13 protein-coding genes are annotated in these 16,231 nt (G+C 64.2%); 6 read left to right on the top strand and 7 right to left on the bottom strand.

From position 1 onward, the window contains the following. The first annotated feature begins 62 nt into the window (after window positions 1-62). From ACZ46K_RS10450 to ACZ46K_RS10440, 3 genes are all read left to right on the top strand, one after another. On the top strand, window positions 63-1,937 hold the full coding sequence (locus tag ACZ46K_RS10450) for a GAF domain-containing protein (protein ID WP_464748076.1): 1,875 nt from the start codon (window positions 63-65) through the stop codon (window positions 1,935-1,937). Between the two features lie 96 nt (window positions 1,938-2,033). After that, window positions 2,034-3,083: a phosphotransferase family protein gene (locus ACZ46K_RS10445; RefSeq protein WP_054806647.1), complete on the top strand. Its 1,050-nt coding sequence runs from the start codon at window positions 2,034-2,036 to the stop codon at window positions 3,081-3,083. Between the two features lie 50 nt (window positions 3,084-3,133). Further along, window positions 3,134-4,423, top strand: coding sequence for an acyl-CoA dehydrogenase family protein (locus tag ACZ46K_RS10440; RefSeq protein WP_054810254.1), 1,290 nt, complete (start codon window positions 3,134-3,136; stop codon window positions 4,421-4,423). Window positions 4,424-4,833: 410 nt separating this feature from the next. Here ACZ46K_RS10440 and ACZ46K_RS10435 read toward each other — a convergent pair whose 3' ends face one another. Continuing rightward, a complete protein-coding gene (locus tag ACZ46K_RS10435; protein ID WP_054810253.1) occupies window positions 4,834-5,406 on the bottom strand; it encodes a YdeI/OmpD-associated family protein in 573 nt (190 codons plus the stop codon). Between the two features lie 309 nt (window positions 5,407-5,715). Between ACZ46K_RS10435 and ACZ46K_RS10430 the strand changes: the two genes are divergently transcribed. Next, entirely contained in the window at window positions 5,716-6,903 is a 1,188-nt protein-coding gene (locus ACZ46K_RS10430) for a TerC family protein (RefSeq protein ID WP_054806646.1), read from the top strand. A gap of 520 nt (window positions 6,904-7,423) precedes the next feature. Here the strand turns inward: ACZ46K_RS10430 and ACZ46K_RS10425 are convergent. Next, a complete protein-coding gene (locus ACZ46K_RS10425; protein WP_054807209.1) occupies window positions 7,424-8,296 on the bottom strand; it encodes an NAD-dependent epimerase/dehydratase family protein in 873 nt (290 codons plus the stop codon). A gap of 134 nt (window positions 8,297-8,430) precedes the next feature. Here ACZ46K_RS10425 and ACZ46K_RS10420 point away from each other — a divergent pair, with 134 nt between their 5' ends. After that, window positions 8,431-9,087: a ScbR family autoregulator-binding transcription factor gene (locus tag ACZ46K_RS10420; RefSeq protein WP_054807210.1), complete on the top strand. Its 657-nt coding sequence runs from the start codon at window positions 8,431-8,433 to the stop codon at window positions 9,085-9,087. A gap of 7 nt (window positions 9,088-9,094) precedes the next feature. Here the strand turns inward: ACZ46K_RS10420 and ACZ46K_RS10415 are convergent, their stop codons facing one another. Both ACZ46K_RS10415 and ACZ46K_RS10410 read right to left on the bottom strand, forming a co-directional pair. Next, the gene (locus ACZ46K_RS10415) at window positions 9,095-10,039 is read right to left on the bottom strand and encodes a ScbA/BarX family gamma-butyrolactone biosynthesis protein (protein ID WP_464748073.1); all 945 of its coding nucleotides are present in this window, start codon (window positions 10,037-10,039) and stop codon (window positions 9,095-9,097) included. A 607-nt stretch (window positions 10,040-10,646) separates the two neighbouring features. Further along, window positions 10,647-11,381: a dienelactone hydrolase family protein gene (locus ACZ46K_RS10410; protein ID WP_054807213.1), complete on the bottom strand. Its 735-nt coding sequence runs from the start codon at window positions 11,379-11,381 to the stop codon at window positions 10,647-10,649. 316 nt (window positions 11,382-11,697) lie between these two features. On the opposite strand from ACZ46K_RS10410, the gene ACZ46K_RS10405 reads away from it, so the two are divergent. Continuing rightward, complete coding sequence (locus ACZ46K_RS10405) at window positions 11,698-13,362, top strand: hypothetical protein (protein ID WP_464748071.1); 1,665 nt, start codon at window positions 11,698-11,700, stop codon at window positions 13,360-13,362. 118 nt (window positions 13,363-13,480) lie between these two features. Here the strand turns inward: ACZ46K_RS10405 and ACZ46K_RS10400 are convergent, their stop codons facing one another. The 3 genes from ACZ46K_RS10400 to ACZ46K_RS10390 form a co-directional block, all read right to left on the bottom strand. Further along, window positions 13,481-14,335, bottom strand: a complete 855-nt coding sequence (locus ACZ46K_RS10400; RefSeq protein WP_464748069.1) for an alpha/beta hydrolase fold domain-containing protein — start codon at window positions 14,333-14,335, stop codon at window positions 13,481-13,483. Between the two features lie 33 nt (window positions 14,336-14,368). Next, entirely contained in the window at window positions 14,369-15,361 is a 993-nt protein-coding gene (locus ACZ46K_RS10395; protein ID WP_464748067.1) for an NAD-dependent epimerase/dehydratase family protein, read from the bottom strand. A 69-nt stretch (window positions 15,362-15,430) separates the two neighbouring features. After that, window positions 15,431-16,228 carry a hypothetical protein gene (locus ACZ46K_RS10390; protein ID WP_464748065.1) on the bottom strand — a complete coding sequence of 266 codons (798 nt, stop codon included), beginning with the start codon at window positions 16,226-16,228 and terminating at the stop codon, window positions 15,431-15,433. Window positions 16,229-16,231: the final 3 nt, after the last annotated feature.

Genomic DNA, 16,231 nt, shown 5'->3' with positions numbered 1-16,231 from the left:
AGATTGTGATTCTCGACAATACGGGGGGTGCAGTGATCGACCCGCGGAAGTGAGGACATGGCATGGCAGTGCTGCCGAGCACGGATACCGAGATGAGCAGACCGCATCCTGACGTTGCCGCCGAGACGATGTCGTCCCCGACCGGCCGGCCACGCGAACGCGACGTCATCACTGCCTTTGCCGAGATCACCGGCGAGGCCATCGGCGATGCCGATCTCGAACAGCTGCTGCGCTCGGTATGCGTAAAGCTCTGCAGGGTGACCGGGGTGTCCCGCTCGTCGCTCTACCTCAAGAAGCCTGGTGGTCGCTTCCGCGGTGCAGCTGGTCACTGCTCCGACGAAGGAGACATCACCGAGGCCGTCAAACGACAGGAGTCGGGCGTCGCCGGCGACCGGTTCAGTCGCGAGGTCATCGAAACCGGGCGGCCCGTGCTCATCAATGACGTCGCAAACGATCCGCGGCCACACCGGCGCACCATGGAACATTGGCGAGTCCGCGCCATGTTGGGCGTCCCGCTGGTGTTCGACGGTGAGGTCATCGGACTGCTCTTCGTCGACAACAAGGACCGCGAGCACGTCTACACCCAAGAAGACATCGAGATCGCTGAGATGTTTGCGCAGCTGAGTGCCCTCTTCATCAGCCAGGCGATGCTCAACGTCCGCCTGCGCAGTCAGGCGTCGGAAATTGCCCGCAGCCGCAACACGCTTGCGTACCTGGCCGACGTGCATCGCAAACTCACCAATGCCGTTCTCGAAGGCGCCGATATCCGTAGCATCGTGACACTGCTCAGTGAGCTGTCCGCCAAACCCGTCGTGCTCTACGACGAGGATTTCCGGGTACTCGCCTGGGCCGCTCCTCCTGCACTCGGGCTCGATCGTCCCCCGGTGATCTCGGATCAGATCCGCGCCATGCCGTCGGTCAAGGCAGAACTCGCTGCGCTGAGTCCGGAACGTCCATCCGCAGTGGTCCCGCTGACTCTGTCCGTGGGGCTCGGCCGCCGACACCTGATGTGCCGCCTCGTGATCGAAGGAAAACCCAGTGGCTACCTAGGCATCGTCGAGGTGGGCAGGTCGCTCGAAACTGTCGATACCAATCTCGCCGAACATGGAGCGACTGTACTTTCTCTGCAGATCCTGTCCGAACGTCGGCAGATCGAAACACAAGGGCAGGCCCGGGACGACTATCTGTCCGACCTCCTGCGCAATACCCGCGACAAGGAACACCTGCTGCGCCGGGGCCCACAGTTCGGAATAGATCTGACCCACCCCCACGTGATGGTCCGGTTCGCGCTCTCGGCAAATCTCCGAATGACGGCGTCAGCAGCACAGCGGCTCGTCACGCGCAGGTTTCGGGAGATCCTCGGCATCGATGAACCGGCGGCCGTCAAGCTGCCGGGAAGCATCATCGTGCTCGTGCCATTACCCGACGGCGGATCGGCCGAGGAACTATCCCGTCTGCGCGATCAGGTGTCCCTCGTACGGGCATCCCTGCAACCCGAACTGGCAACTTCGGTCACCGTCGTCTCGGGGCTCTGCCGTGAGGTCACAGACTTTCCGCAGGCCGCGCGTGAGATGCGGGAGGTTGCCGACATCGCGCATTCGTTCGAATGGTCCGAGGGTGTCCTCGATGTCACCGAACTCGGCTTGTTCCGGGTCGTCGTCAGCTCTGGTCGCGTCAAGGAAGCCGTCCGCTTCGCCCACGAATACGTACATGCAGTCAGAACCATCGACGACGGGGTGCTCCTCGAAACCTGGAGAGCCTTCGTCGCGGCCGAAGGCCGTGTGCAAGGTGCGGCCGTCACACTCGACGTGCACGAGAACACGGTGCGGTACAGAATGGGCAAGATCAAGGAACTGACCGGCTTGGACCCGACCAGCCTCGACGTATTGCTCTCGGCACGCCTGGCCTTCCAGATCCTCGACTTCGCAGCCCGCTGACCGGTATCGATACGCGTCCGACGAGCATTGTAGGAGTCTACAACCTCGTTCGAAACATGCAGTGCCACCGAAAGACACGGTCGATACGTTCTAATCATGCAGACCCACACCACAGACAACGACCTCCTCGGAGTCGATCTCACCGCCGTGCGGGACTGGATGGACGCTCAGGGCCTCGGCACCGGCAATCTCACCGCCGTGGCACCCATAGGCGGCGGAACCCAGAACATCATGCTCGGGTTCGAACGCTCCGAGACCCGGTACGTCCTACGTCGAGGGCCGACACATCTGCGCCCGCACTCGAATCGGATGATGTCACGAGAGATGACGCTGCTTCGGGCACTGTCCGATACCCCCGTCCCTCACCCTACGTTCGTCGCCGGGTGCGAGGACACCGCCGTACTGGGTGCGGTGTTCTACCTGATGCACGCTGTGGACGGCTACAACGCCGGCGAAAGCCTCTCCCCTGCCCACACGGCAGACCGCAACCTTCGGTATCGCATGGGCCTGGGAATGATCGACGCACTGACCGAAGTCGGCCGGATCGACCACACCGCGATCGGACTGACCGACTTCGGCCGGCCGGAAGGATTCCTCGAACGCCAAGTCGACCGGTGGAACAGCGAACTCGAGTCGTATACGCTCCTGCCCGGCTATCCCACAGTGCTGCTTCCCGGCGTCGATCGGATCGCGTCGTGGCTCGACGACAATCGTCCCCGCACCTGGACACCGGGCATCCTGCACGGCGACTACCACGTCTCCAACATCATGTTCGACCGCACCGAACCGACAGTGACGGCGATCGTCGACTGGGAGATGGCCACCATTGGTGACCCGTTGCTGGACTTGGGATGGATCTTCGCGATGTGGCCGGACACCGATGGCGGCGCCGACCTGCTGGAAAGCAGCCTCGCTGCAGCCGGTGGCCTGCCCACCCGTGCGGAACTACTAAACCGCTACGCTGCGAACACCGATCGTGATCTGCGTGCCATCGACTGGTACACCGCCCTGGCCGGTTTCAAGCTCGGCATCATCCTCGAAGGCACCTATGCCCGCGCCTGCTCCGGGCAGGCCTCCGCCGAGGTGGGTGACCGCCTCCACCGGTACGCACTCCAACTGTTCGACCGCACCCTTCGCTTTCTTTGACCGATCTCCTGATCGCCCGACCCGCCAATCGCCCACCGGAGGTACGAAACATGTCTTGGGACTTTTCCACCGAACCCGAGTTCCAGCAGAAGCTGGACTGGATGACCGTATTCGTGCGTGAGGAGATCCGACCGCTCGAAACACTCGAGCTGACGTGGCCGCAGCTACTGAAGGCGATCGCTCCCCTGCAGCGCGAGGTCAAAGCCCACCACCTCTGGGCCGCACACCTCGATCCCGAACTGGGCGGCCAGGGATACGGCCAGGTCAAGCTCGGCCTTATGCACGAGATCCTCGGTTCCTCGCCACTCGGGCCGCTCGTATTCGGTTGCCAGGCACCGGACTCCGGCAACGCGGAGATACTCGCCGCAGTGGGCACCGACGAGCAGAAGCGCCGCTGGCTCGATCCACTCCTGGCGGGCGAGAAATACTCGGCCTTCGCGCTCACCGAACCCGACAACGCCGGCGCCGACCCGGTGAACCTGCAGACCACCGCCGTACGAGACGGCGACAGCTGGGTCCTCAACGGGCACAAGTGGTTCATCAGCAACGCGTCGACCGCCGATTTCGTCATCGTCGTCGCCGTCACCGACCCCGACGCCGAGCGGCACCGCCGCGCTTCGCAGTTCATCATTCCGATCGATGCACCTGGTCTCGACGTAGTGCGCGATATCGCATCTATGGAGAACCCGTCACCTCGGGAGAACACCTACGGCTCGCACTGCGAGGTCGTGCTGCGGGATGTGCGGGTGGGCGCCGATGCGCTGCTCGGCAACCCCGGTGACGGATTCCTGATCTCCCAGAAGCGGCTCGGCCCTGGCCGAATCCACCACTGCATGCGGTGGATCGGCCAATCCAACCGCGCCTTCGACATGATGTGCGAACGCGCTACCTACCGTTTCGCGCACGGCAACGTCCTCGGTGAGAAGCAGACCGTTCGCAACTGGATCGCCGACTCCGCCGCCGAGATGCAGGCTCTACGCCTGATGACACTGCAGGCAGCGTGGGTGATCGACACACAGGGGACCAAGGCTGCCCGCAAGGAGATCGCGATGATCAAGTATTTCGGCGCAAAGATCCTGCACGACATCATCGACCGGTCCATCCAGGTCCACGGTTCGCTGGGATTCAGCTCGGATCTGCCCCTGGACTTCATGTACCGGGCGGCACGCGCGGCACGCCTCTACGACGGCCCGGACGAGGTGCACCGCGACACCGTCGCCAAGCTCGTCCTGCGTGACTACGAAGCACCGGCGGACCGGGTCCCGACCGAGCACGTGCCCACCCGTCGTCGCGCGGCGCAGGACCGATACGCCGACCTGTTCGACGAGGTGCTTGCCTAGGTCTGACACGGATCGAACTTTCCGGCTGATCGGCCGCGGCACTCGTCGGTCAGCGATAGAGATCGGCTCGAGCTCTGGGCGACCCATGAGCGCTGTTCTCACCCGTCGTTTCACCCTTCCTCGACAGGAAAAACCCTCGGCTCGGCGATAGCCTTCGAGTTCGACCCGGTTTCCCCCGACATCCGGGTCGAACAACGACGTCCCCACCATTGAACCCTGTCATGGTGGGGACGTTTGTTGTCTGCGCTCACGAAACCCACTGCGTCTTTCGCTCGGTCGCCGGAGAGACCCCCGAACACCGATTCGGTCACCCGAGGGTAGGAATCTCACTCTCGGTTTCACTTCGCGTCCGCCTTATCCCCTATCCCCGAATAGGCGCACGCCGTCTGCGCAGAGAAACGCCGGACAACTCATTCGCCCTGCTCCACTCGGGCGATGAACTTGACGATCCGACTGGCGCGACTCGAAGCGCTGGGCGCGGTGATGATCTGGTGGATGATCATGTAGCGCCGACCGCGATCCAACTCGGCAAACCTCATCGACGCAATCGGGGATCGCTCCAATGCCGATACGAGGTCGGCGGGCACCTCGGCCGCCGCCGGACCGGGGTATGCCCGCTCCCAGCGTCCGTCGGCTTTCGCTCGCTCCACCTCGGAAAGTCCACGGGCTCGCATTCTCCCCGACGCGATCAGATCGGCGACGAACTCGACGTTTCGTCGCGACCAGATCGAGCGGGCTCGACGTGGAGTGAAGAGTTGCTGAAAAGTAGTGTCATCCAACGTGTTGCGGCGTCCGTCGATCCAGCCGCTGCACAGGGCTTCCTGCAATGCCTCGGCATAGGACAGCATCGTCGGTTCTGTGGTGCCCTTCTTGGCCAGGACCAACCGCACGCCGTCGGACGAGCCCTCATTCTCATCCAGCCACGCTCGCCACGCGGCGACATCGGGGACGACCAATTGCGCCGGCAGGTTCTGGTGTTTCATAAGACCACCCTCGCACCCATTGCGGTCAATTACCGTCCTATTTCCAGCGACTGATCCCCCACCTCTGATCCCTTGGCCGCGCCTCGAAGAACGAGCTCGCTTCCGATGCAGGAAGGGGCGGTAGTGAACGGGCCGCCGCCGGGATCACGGACGGTCGGAAAGCCGAACGGCCCGAGCAGCCGATGGCCGGTCGGTGCTCCGCCGATCGCAGTCACTCGAATTCGTGATGCCTGCTCGCGAATCGCCGGATGGCGTCCCCACCGACCACTAGGCTGACGAACGACCCGCCCCTTCGACCGAAGGCGAACAATGCATGTAACTCCCCTCGCCTGGGGATTGACGATTGCTGTGATCGTCGCCCTGCTCGCCTTCGACTACTTCGCGCACGTCCGCAAGGCCCACACGCCAACGTTGAAAGAATCGGCGATCTGGTCTTCGATCTACGTCGGCTTCGCCCTCGTCTTCGGCGTCGTAGTATTCGTCTTCGGTGGCACTGCGATGGGTTCGGAGTATTTCGCGGGTTACGTGACGGAGAAGGCGTTGTCGGTGGACAACCTCTTCGTCTTCCTGATCATCATGTCCAGCTTCCGGGTACCACGAGACGACCAGCAGAAAGTGCTTCTGTTCGGCATCGTGTTCTCACTCTTCGCCAGAACGGCATTCATCTTTCTCGGTGCGACACTGATCAATTCATTCGCCTGGGTCTTCTACATATTCGGGCTGATCCTTCTCGTCACTGCCGGCAACATGCTGCGGCCCGAAACCGAAGAGTCGCATACGGCAGAGAACTTCATCATCCGCCTCGCCAGGAGGTTTCTCCACACCAGCGAGCACTACGACGGCGACAAACTGTTCACCGTCGAAAACGGCAAGCGGGCCCTGACGCCGATGCTGCTCGTGATGGTCGCCATCGGCGGCACCGACCTCCTGTTTGCACTCGACTCCATCCCCGCGATCTTCGGCCTGACCCAGAACGTGTTCATCGTGTTCACGGCCACCGCCTTCTCACTGATGGGTCTTCGTCAGCTGTACTTCCTCCTCGACGGGCTGCTCGACCGCCTCATCTACCTGTCGTTCGGACTCGCAGCCATCCTCGCCTTCATCGGCGTGAAACTCATCCTGCACGCACTCCACGAGAACAATCTGCCGTTCGTCAACCACGGCGAACCTGTGCACGTGGTGGAGATCGGGACGGAAACCTCACTGGCCGTCATCCTCGCCGTGCTCGTCGTCACCGTCATCGCCTCGCTGACCAGTGAGCGGGGCAAGGCACAGTCCGCGATCGCCGGCGCGAGACGTCTCGCCACCAACTACACCGACCTCGATTACACGTCGAGCAAGGAAGAGCGCGAACGCATCTATGCCAAGTTGATCGACAAGGAGGACCGGGTGAAGGCGCTCGCGCCGAAGTACCGGCAGGAGGCGCGGGAAGAGGCCGGGCTGTTGGATCTCATCCGACGTGCCCACGCGGAGCACGACGCCTTCCTCAACCAGTGAGTGTGGAGGTACTTGCGTTCGACCGAGGCAATCGCCCGGTCGTCGACGACGAGGCCGTAGTCGCCACACGGAAGTACACGAGTGACGGTGGCGCGCGGCGGTTCAAATGTCGGCTCACCTGGACCGCGGACGCACGATTGCGGCCCGGTTGCCCACGAAGTCGAGGTTTCACATAGAGTGGCCGTGGCCCCCTTGCTCTCCCCCAGCCGGGGGCCCCGCCCGCGCCTCCCCCCCCTGTGCGCGGGCAATGTGGTTCCGTCGGCGCCGTACGCCGACGGACCCCGTAAGTCAGCGGTGGTGAGGACCCCCCGATTTAGTACCTCACCACCGCTGGCCTCTCAGCCGTCAATTTCCGATCAAGTTTCGATATGCATCGATGCCCTCCCCGGCAAACGATACCAATCGACCGGTATTGCTCGGTGGGTAGAGAGTACCGCATTCTCAGCAGCGCCGACATCCCCTGCGTCGCCCGCTGCAGACAATGACGGTTGTCATCAGAGGTGTCGGACCGCCGCGGGAGCTACGATCCGGGACGGGCATCCAGCGCAAGATGCGCCCAGATGCGGGTACTGGCGTAATGATGATCGTGCCCGACCAGGTCGATATGGCGTTCCGAGAGTCCTCGCTCTTCGCCACGGCGTAGCGCCTCGTCGTAGCCGATCGAGGTGGTCGGCGGCGTGAGCAGCCCCCGCGAAGCAGCGGTGTGGACGAGGTCACGGACGCTGACCGGAGCCGGTTCGGCGAGATGAAGCATGCCTGCACGCATCTCATCGGGCAGCGTCCGTGTCGCAAGCGCTGCTGTGATCCGGCCGACATCGCGGTGCGAGATCACCGACTGTCGGGCAGCGCCGTCGTCGATCCAGGCGCCGAGGGTGGACACGATGTGAGCAAGTCCGGGCATGAACCACCGATCCCCCGGGCCGTAGACGAATCCGGGACGCAACACCAGCCCGCCGCGCGCACGCACAAGATCCTCGGCGGCGAGACGGCTGTCGCTCAGCGCAGTGACCGGGTTCGGTGCGAGTTCCCCCTCGGCGATGTTCCGGTGCGGCCCGGGGCCATAGACCCCGATAGTGCTGAGATAGAGAATTCGATCGATGCGATGCCCAGCTGCAGCCTCCACCAGGTTCCGGGTACCGAGAACGTTGATCCTCTCGCTCCCGGCCTCGTCGGAGCCCGTATAGGACGCGGCGTGCACGATCACGTCGACACCGGCGAGCGCAGCGGTCAGGGCTGCGGGATCGAGCAGATCGGCAGCCGCGACCCGCATCGACGACCCGGCGAGTACAGGCGGACGACGCGATATCGCGGTGCACGTGACGCCCAGAGCCAGCAGCGCGTCGAGCACGGCCCCACCGAGGAAACCGCTCGCACCCACCACCGCGACATGCATTGTCGATGCCGAGGTCGATGTGTGGCCTGCACACCCGTTCCCGTCGACTGGTACGGTGCGATTCGGGGGAGGCCGATTGTCAGGGTTCGTCACGACTCGCCTTTCGGAACATCATCGAGAGAAGGACACGCGGTGTGGCAAAGCAAGCCCGCGCAGTAGCGACACGGCACCAGATCATCGACGCAGCCGCTGCGACATTCGATCGACTGGGGTTCGAGCGTGCCAGCCTCGGGGAGATCGTCGAAGCGAGTAGCGGACTCACCAAAGGCGCCTTGTACTTCCACTTCAAGTCGAAGGACGACCTCGCACAAGCAGTGATGGATCGGCAACATGCCATTTCCATCGCCGCAGTCGAAGCCATCTCCAGCACCGCCGCCCCAGCGCTCGAGCAGATCGTGATGCTCTGCCACGAAATGGGTCGACAGATCGTCGATGATCCGATAGTCCGGGCGGGAATACGGCTGACCCTCGAGTTCAGCGCCGGCACCGCACCGGGCAAGCCGGGGCCGTACCAGGACTGGATCGAAGCCTGCCGGCACCTCTCCGAGATCGCGATCGCCGAGGGCGATCTTCTGCCCACGATCGAACCACCGACGCTGGCCCGATTCGTGATCTCCGCGTTCACCGGGGTCCAGATGGTCTCGAATGTGCTCGATCGACGTGCCGACCTCGAACAGCGGATCGACCAGATGTGGCAGTTCCTGTTGCCGGGCATTCTGGCACCCGACCGCCGACTCGACAGTGACAAGATCCGACAGGCCCGCTGGGCTCGCGATCCAGCGATGGCCTGACACACCTCTATGCACCGGGCCGGATCCCGGACATAGGAGGTGCACCGACCTCAGAAGCCAACGTCAGGGTCGCTGCGGCCATCGAGGTTCCATACTGCTCGAGTACGACGTGCACACGCCCCGGCTCACCATCGATGCCCGAGACAACCACCTCGGCTCGAGTGTCGAGTTCCACGAACCGGTGGAACTGCACGCTCATCGACACCAGATCCACATCCGGAACCCCGAAATGCGCTCGCGACGCCTGACGCGCAGCCTCGAGCAGAAGCATGCCCGGCAGATGATCCGACGGATGGTCGAACAACACCGGATGGGACAGATCGGGCAGCACCTGCCATCGTCCTCGTCGTGATGTCGCTCCGATGACGACATCCCCGCTGGGCGTCCCTACCGAAGCCGGGTCGACGAGTGCACCGTCGGGCACGGGTCCGATCGCGCGCGGTCCGGCCGCACCCCACCGAACGGTGTCGTACTCGACAGCAGTGAGGACCGAGGCACGGCCGTAGCCTGACCCGACACGGCGGCCTGCGACCGCGAACGTCAGGGCCGCGCTCAGGCCGGTGATCTGTGAGCCCCGCCGCCGCACGTTCGACACCGTGACGGTGACGGCGACCTCGGCAGCTCCCTCACCGATTCCCAGCCGATCCAGCTCAGCGTCGATTTCGATCGTCTGCATGACGAAACGCTTGTCGAGCGAGACCCGATAGCGAGTGTGCGCCAAGTAGATCACGCATTGACGCAGAGTCTCCGCGAGGAGCATCGGATCGTACCGGCCGGCCCGGCCGCGGTAGAAGCAGTGCATGCGTGGCCACTGCGCGCCCAGAACGAACTGGTCAGGCACTGAGTCGACGTTGACGCAATCGGTGAGGAAGACCTCCGATACGGACTGGCGGTGGACATATCGACGCGGCACCGTCGACTCGAACGACAACACCGAAACACCATCCTCCATGCCGGTAGACATACCGGGCGAATCGCTTGTTACTCCCATACAGCATGTATCGCCCTCACAGTACGGCGTCGCTACACCGAACACGCCGCCTGCCTTTCGGGCAGGTGATGCGGCATGCTTCTGGAGGCTGGCGGGAGCTCGCGGGGGTGGCGCATATCAAGATCGATTGCTACGGTCGGGGCGCTGCTCCACATCCCCCTGTTCGGAGCGGCAGACCCCAACACGTCTTTTGCCGTGATGTGGTCGAGTTCTGCTCCGCCCCCCATTGGAGCAGAACCGGGAGCTCTGTCGGCGCGGCGTATGCCCCGACAGGGCTCCTGCTCCATCCGTCCATCGATCGCTACTGGAACGGACGTCAGCGGGTTACCGAAACGGATCGCGGCGCAGGAAGGAACTGGTCGGAAGCACATCGAGACCGGCCGCGAGGTCGATGAAAGTACTGGTACTGGCCGACATCCGGCCGCTGTGTTCCTCCAGAATCCCGCCACACGGCGTACATCAGTTTCTGCACAAGGCCCCTTCCAGAACTATCGTCACTCAGCTCCAGCCAGAACATGGTTCGAAGATGATAATCGGGTACTTCCCGATGGATGCATACGGCGGAGCGTCAGCGATCGACGAGTGTGCGCGCGAGGAGCGGGAGCAGACGGTCCCAGTGTCGCTGCAGGCCCGCCGGATCGAAGTCGTCGGTGTCGGACATGGTGAACCCGTGGACGGTGCCCGGGTAGATCTCAGAGGTGCAGTCGACGTTCGCGGCGTCCAGCACCCGGTTGAGCTCATCCAGACCCTCAGGCGTCACATCGCTTTCGGCGTTCCCGAAATGGGCCTGGGCACTGATCTCGGCGAGGAACTCGGGCTCGACGGCACCCACAGGGGCGTGAAATGCCGCGAGTGCGGCCACCTGGCCTGGGTAAGCCGCTGCGGTACGCGTTGCCAGGAGCCCGCCGATGCAATAGCCGGTCACCGCGACCGGCCCTGCACTGACCTCGGGCTGTGCGGTGAGGAACCTGAGGTAGGCATCGGCGTCGCGCAGAATGCGTTCGGTGGTATGCGCTTCGATCAACGGCATCAACCGGCCGAAGACTGCGGGTCGGGCGTCTGCTCCGATGTGGGCGGGCAGTTCGATCACCGGCGTCGGGCCGTGCCGGTAGAAGAAGTTGGGGACGAGCACGTAGTACCCGTGCCCGGCCAGTTCGCGAGCCATCTCTCGCAGCACAGGTCGGATGCCGAAACCGTCCGCGTACATCAGCACCCCCGGGTGCCGTTCACCGTGGTCGGGGAAGGCGGCGAACGCGTCCGCTTCGCCGTCCGAGGTGGGGATCTGCAACGCCTTGATGGGCATGAATTCTCCTGTCGTGGTTGATGTATCAATCCTGATCAACACGACTGAGGCGGTGCCCGCGCGGCGCTCAATGGAGCGCCGGGTCGCCGATCTGTGTGTGGAGCAATGCCGTCCCGGTAGCCATCGCCGCGGAGCATATCCCACGACCTGCAGCCGGGTGAAGGTCCACTCCGTCCCCGAGCCCGCATTGATCGGCGCCGGCTCGCAGGGACCCCTGTCCCGTCCCACCGGAAGGTTGTATTTCGGGCTCCCGTGCCACCGTCATCGAATGGGATTCGACATACCGGATCGACGAAACGTGCCGTTACAATCCGGCATGCCTTACGCTCGCCCGCCCGCTGATCCCAACCTCCGGCTCGAAATCAACGCCTACGCGCCCACCGCGCTTCAGGACGTCGGGATCGCGTACTGGCGGCTGGCAGGGCTCGATCCCGAAACCGGCGAGCCGATCTGGGAGCAGAGCGTCAGCGCACTTCCCTACAAGATGTGGTCGGGCGGAGCGCACTATGCGGCGGCCGCGGCCGTAGCTGCGACACTGCTCGGATACTGGTGCGCATCGTGTAAGGGCGAATTGGTCTTGACCTCCCGACAAGCACTCGCCGATGCCCTCGTCGGTAAGGCAGTCGAGTGCCGACGATGCAACACGCGTGTCGACGATCAGGCTGCGAGGATCCTCAATCCCCGCGCGCTCAATGGACACGCCCCACGAGCGCTCGAGGTACGAGGGCAAGGGGCTCTCGAACAGGCACGACGCGAGGTGATCTCACGGCGCTACCCGGTGGAGTCCGAAGATCTGGAGCTACTCCTCGCCGACGCCTCGCTCCAGGCGAAGCTCGGAGCTCTAGCGGTGATTCACGCAGTCGGCAGTACAGGCGGGTTGATCTATCCCATCGAGATCAACGATCAGACGATCGCCCCGAACGCATCATTGAGCAAGGACTTCTTCATCGCCGCCTGGCAGGGAGGGCTCCTCCAGGTCCATCCGACCTCACCGGTCACTGCGTTCTCCTGGGACAGCGAAACCGTTCTCGGTGAAGGCTTCTACACCAACCGCACACGCTTCTTCGTCCCCGGCGACGGGCCCGTCGAAGACCGAATCGAGCGCTTCGTCGACGTCCTTCTGGCCCAGCTGGACCCGAATCGCATGCACCCGACCGAGCTCACCGAACTTGCCGAGCTCGCACAGCATCTCGTCGCAGAGGAAGCCGGACGATACTTCGTTCACATGCTCGGCGAGCACAACCTCCCGGACCTGACCGAGACGCACGGAGAGGCGCTGCGTGTTGCTGTGGCTCGTGGCGCAGAGCTGTTCCCTATCGGGCATCTGGACCGGATGGCGTGGGGTGCCACCCGCGATGCCGCCGGTGCATATCACCGCAACGCCGGAATGCCGGAGGCGAATGCGATCACCTACGGGTTGAAGCAATTCGAACGCTGGATACAAGGGGCTTTCGAGAATCCGAGCGTGCTGTCCGAGCCGTTCAGCGAAGACGAACGAAAGCTTGCGCTGGCCTCGGCGACCGGCATCGTGTTCCGCACAATCCTCGATCTCGACCCGATGAGCGCGGGCCCCAGCGAAATCACCGAAGCCTTGACCGAAACCCCGGACGAGGATCCGGGCACTGAACCTCACGACGACTGCGACGCGAGCATCCCTGACCACCATGAGCTGATGGAATGGCTTTGGACATCAGCCGGCTACTGGGATGACGGCAAGTTCCGGAAGGCACTCGGCCTTATCGAAGGTGCGGCTCCTCGAGTCTGCACCCCGGGCTGCGCACACGAACGCATCGCGCACGTCGCCCGGGAATGTGGCCGCGTCTACGACCGCATCGTCGCGAGCCTCGGAGACGCCGACGCAACCATCCTCACAGCCGAAGCGACCGCCGTCGCCAACGCACTCGACGACGACGTGCGCGCCGGCGACGCTCTACTCACCGCGGTCGTGCGGACGCTGCAGACCGGATCGAACGAACCCTGACCCCCACGGCCTTGCTCGAAGTCTCGATATGCCTCTGCGACCTGGTCGAAGGGATATTTCCGCACGTCGTTGCGGATCGCACGCGGTTGGACCACAAACGCAGACACCTGGAAGATGCCTACCGCATCGACCGGACGAACCGGACGCATGACCCGACCGAAGCGATGGAAACGCCATGATCAGGATAGATCAGCGGCCACGTGTGCCCTTGACCCGCAATCACTTCCAGCGTGCATGTGACGTTCGCGGTGGCGAGCGCCCGAGTCAGACCGAGAGCGTCGCCGACGAGCGCCTCGTTGCCACCGACCTGAATCAAAGTGGGCGGGAAGCCGGTGTGGTCGGCCAGCAACGGCGAGACCAACGGGTTGCCTGCGGGGGCGCCCTGCAGATAGTCGTCCCGCGCCGACTCCGCAGTCACCAGCGGGAAGAGGATGTCGCTCGCGGTCTCGTAGAACGGCGACGAACAGTGCAGATCGAGCCACGGCGACAGTAGCATCAGCCCGTCGGGGGTACGAACGTCGCTGGTGTCCACTGCGGCGACAACCGCGGCGGCCAGACCGGCACCCGCCGAATCGCCGGCGACGACGATCGGCCCGTTCGTCGTGTATTCCAGCTCCTCGTAGACCGCGACGGCATCGCGCAGGCCGGCGGGGAACGGGTTCTCCGGCGCGAGCCGATAGCGCGGCACGACGACCGTCGCCTCGGCACCCGCCGCCAGCGCCGCGGCATAGGCGTTGTACGCCCCCGGACTGCCCATCCGATATCCGCCGCCGTGCAGATAGAGGACGGTGGCGCGTTCTCCGGCGTGGAGGGTCCGGCACGGTACGCCCCCGAAGTCCGCCTCACCTGCCGTGATCCCCAGTGCAGGGTCGATCTCGGTCGCGGCGACCTTCGCGCGACGTTCCATCAGGTCCGGGCTCGCCGGTGTCCCGGTCCGGTCGGCAGGCAGCGACTCGAGCAGTGTCATCGGCATGTCGTCTCCCAACTGTGTTCTACGAGGTGATGTTCACGAGTGCGCAGTCTCGACGAGCTTGTCCGGATGGCGCATTGCGACTGTCCGGCGGAGACCTTCGCGCCAGTCCACCGTGCACGGTCCCGTGATGGACATGCGCCGACCCGTGTCCGCGATCGAACCCCGCAGCGTCCCCTCGATCGGGACCACATCGACGGTCGCATCGACGCCCATCAACTCGCCGGCGTACGTCGCCCACTCCTGGACGCTGACCGCTTCGTCGCCGGCCCAATTGACGATGGTCGCGGGGACCGTCGCCGCTTGGAGCAGGCTGCTGATCTGGCTGTTGATGTCGTCCTCGAAGATCGGGCTGTACATGCACGGGTCCCAACGCGTCGTGACCGGCCGTCCGGCGGCGATCGCGTCGACGTGCAGAGCGGGCAGACCGCCGTTAGGACCGTACGAGGCGTTCATGCGCGCGATCGTGACCGGGACACCGAACGCGCGCGCGGCGAACCGTGCAGTGGCCTCCTGGCCGATCTTCGATATCGAGTAGGTCGGCGCGTGGGTGCTGTTGCACTCGCCGAGGGGCGACTCCTCGGTGAACACGTACATCGGGTCTTCCTGCGGGCGGTAGACCGAATGTGTCGACATCACCAGTGCTCCACGTACATTCCGGCAGTGCTGAAGCAACAGCCCGGTGCCTTCGGCGTTGTCACGCAAAGCAGTGTCGTAGTCCCAGCCCGGAGCCTGATTCGCCGCCAGATGCACAACATATGTGAAGTCGGTCGGCAGGTCGGCGAACTCACCGCTGCCGACATCGCCCTTCACCGGGACTATCCCTACGTCGACGAGTCGCTGCCGATCTTCCGGCTTGCTGAACCGCGCCAGCCCCCAGACCTCGTTGTCCGCGCGCAGCTCGCGCGCGATCGGGAAGGCGATCTGCCCGGCCGCTCCTGTCACCAGGATCTTCTCACCGCTCAGCATTTTTTCACTGACCTCACAGATGTACGGGACGAGCGCCGGCTCGTCGGGTCTCGAATTCATCGCGCCCGATGGGACCGCGAGTGCAGATACGGATGCGCGGGCACAGTTGCGACCGCGCATCCGCGATGATCACCAGAGTTGATCGGTGTACTTGTCTGTTCCGACCTCGGTCGGCAAGAACGGCGACGCGAAGGTGACTCGCCCGGCGCCGGACTTCTCGATGTCGGCGGCGTAGTCGACGATGTGCTGCCAGCTCTCGACGGGATCGCCCTCGAGGAAGCACAGCTGCATGATGCGCTCGGTGGTTCCGCCGTCGTTACCCATCTTCATCGGCACGTTGTGATCGGCGGGCCAGGGCTTCATCCGCCAGCTGCTCACCAGGTCGACAGCACCGGTACCCAGTAGTGCCTTGACCGGTACGCCATTGATGGTCTCAATGGCGGTGGTGCGGCCGAAACCGTCGGCAGGCTCGATCATCACGGCGACGAGTCCACGGTAGTTATGGTCGAGCGCGAGCTCGAGGGGGACTCCGTCCTCCTGCGCTGCGACGGTCGAGTCAGGCAGGTACTGGCAGGTGTGCACGTGCTCACGCTCGGTGAAACCGCGGCCGGCGGCGTACAGTTCGCCGACCTGGGTGCGGCCCCATGCCTCGGCTTCTTCCATCTCCGGCTCGTGCACCCAGTAGGTCGCAAGATACGAGCCGTCCTCGGTCTTGGTCGCGACCGGTCCCGTCTCCGGGAAACGAAGATCCTTGAGCCGCTTCGGCGCGACCCAGCGGCGACCGGCGAACCAGCCGGGGCCGATCATGCAACCTGCGTAGATGTGGTCACGCTCGTACCAGCGGTTGTAGGCGACTTCGTGGCCGCGCGTGGGGTCTACCATCGTGAAGAGCATCTGGCCGATCTTGACCGGTGCGTCCGTCATCATCTG

It is taken from the genome of Rhodococcus sp. JCM 9793 (genome assembly GCF_055380405.1).
The sequence above is the reverse complement of the archived record's forward strand: the minus strand, read 5'-3'. Positions and strand labels throughout refer to the sequence as shown.

Coding starts and splice junctions, on each gene's coding strand:
- ACZ46K_RS10440 (WP_054810254.1), top strand. CDS start 3,134: ATGTCTTGGGACTTTTCCACCGAACCCGAGTTCCAGCAGAAGCTGGAC.
- ACZ46K_RS10390 (WP_464748065.1), bottom strand. CDS start 16,228: ATGATGACGGACGCACCGGTCAAGATCGGCCAGATGCTCTTCACGATG.
- ACZ46K_RS10405 (WP_464748071.1), top strand. CDS start 11,698: ATGCCTTACGCTCGCCCGCCCGCTGATCCCAACCTCCGGCTCGAAATC.
- ACZ46K_RS10410 (WP_054807213.1), bottom strand. CDS start 11,381: ATGCCCATCAAGGCGTTGCAGATCCCCACCTCGGACGGCGAAGCGGAC.
- ACZ46K_RS10425 (WP_054807209.1), bottom strand. CDS start 8,296: ATGCATGTCGCGGTGGTGGGTGCGAGCGGTTTCCTCGGTGGGGCCGTG.
- ACZ46K_RS10395 (WP_464748067.1), bottom strand. CDS start 15,361: ATGAATTCGAGACCCGACGAGCCGGCGCTCGTCCCGTACATCTGTGAG.
- ACZ46K_RS10430 (WP_054806646.1), top strand. CDS start 5,716: ATGCATGTAACTCCCCTCGCCTGGGGATTGACGATTGCTGTGATCGTC.
- ACZ46K_RS10445 (WP_054806647.1), top strand. CDS start 2,034: ATGCAGACCCACACCACAGACAACGACCTCCTCGGAGTCGATCTCACC.
- ACZ46K_RS10435 (WP_054810253.1), bottom strand. CDS start 5,406: ATGAAACACCAGAACCTGCCGGCGCAATTGGTCGTCCCCGATGTCGCC.
- ACZ46K_RS10450 (WP_464748076.1), top strand. CDS start 63: ATGGCAGTGCTGCCGAGCACGGATACCGAGATGAGCAGACCGCATCCT.
- ACZ46K_RS10415 (WP_464748073.1), bottom strand. CDS start 10,039: ATGGAGGATGGTGTTTCGGTGTTGTCGTTCGAGTCGACGGTGCCGCGT.
- ACZ46K_RS10400 (WP_464748069.1), bottom strand. CDS start 14,335: ATGCCGATGACACTGCTCGAGTCGCTGCCTGCCGACCGGACCGGGACA.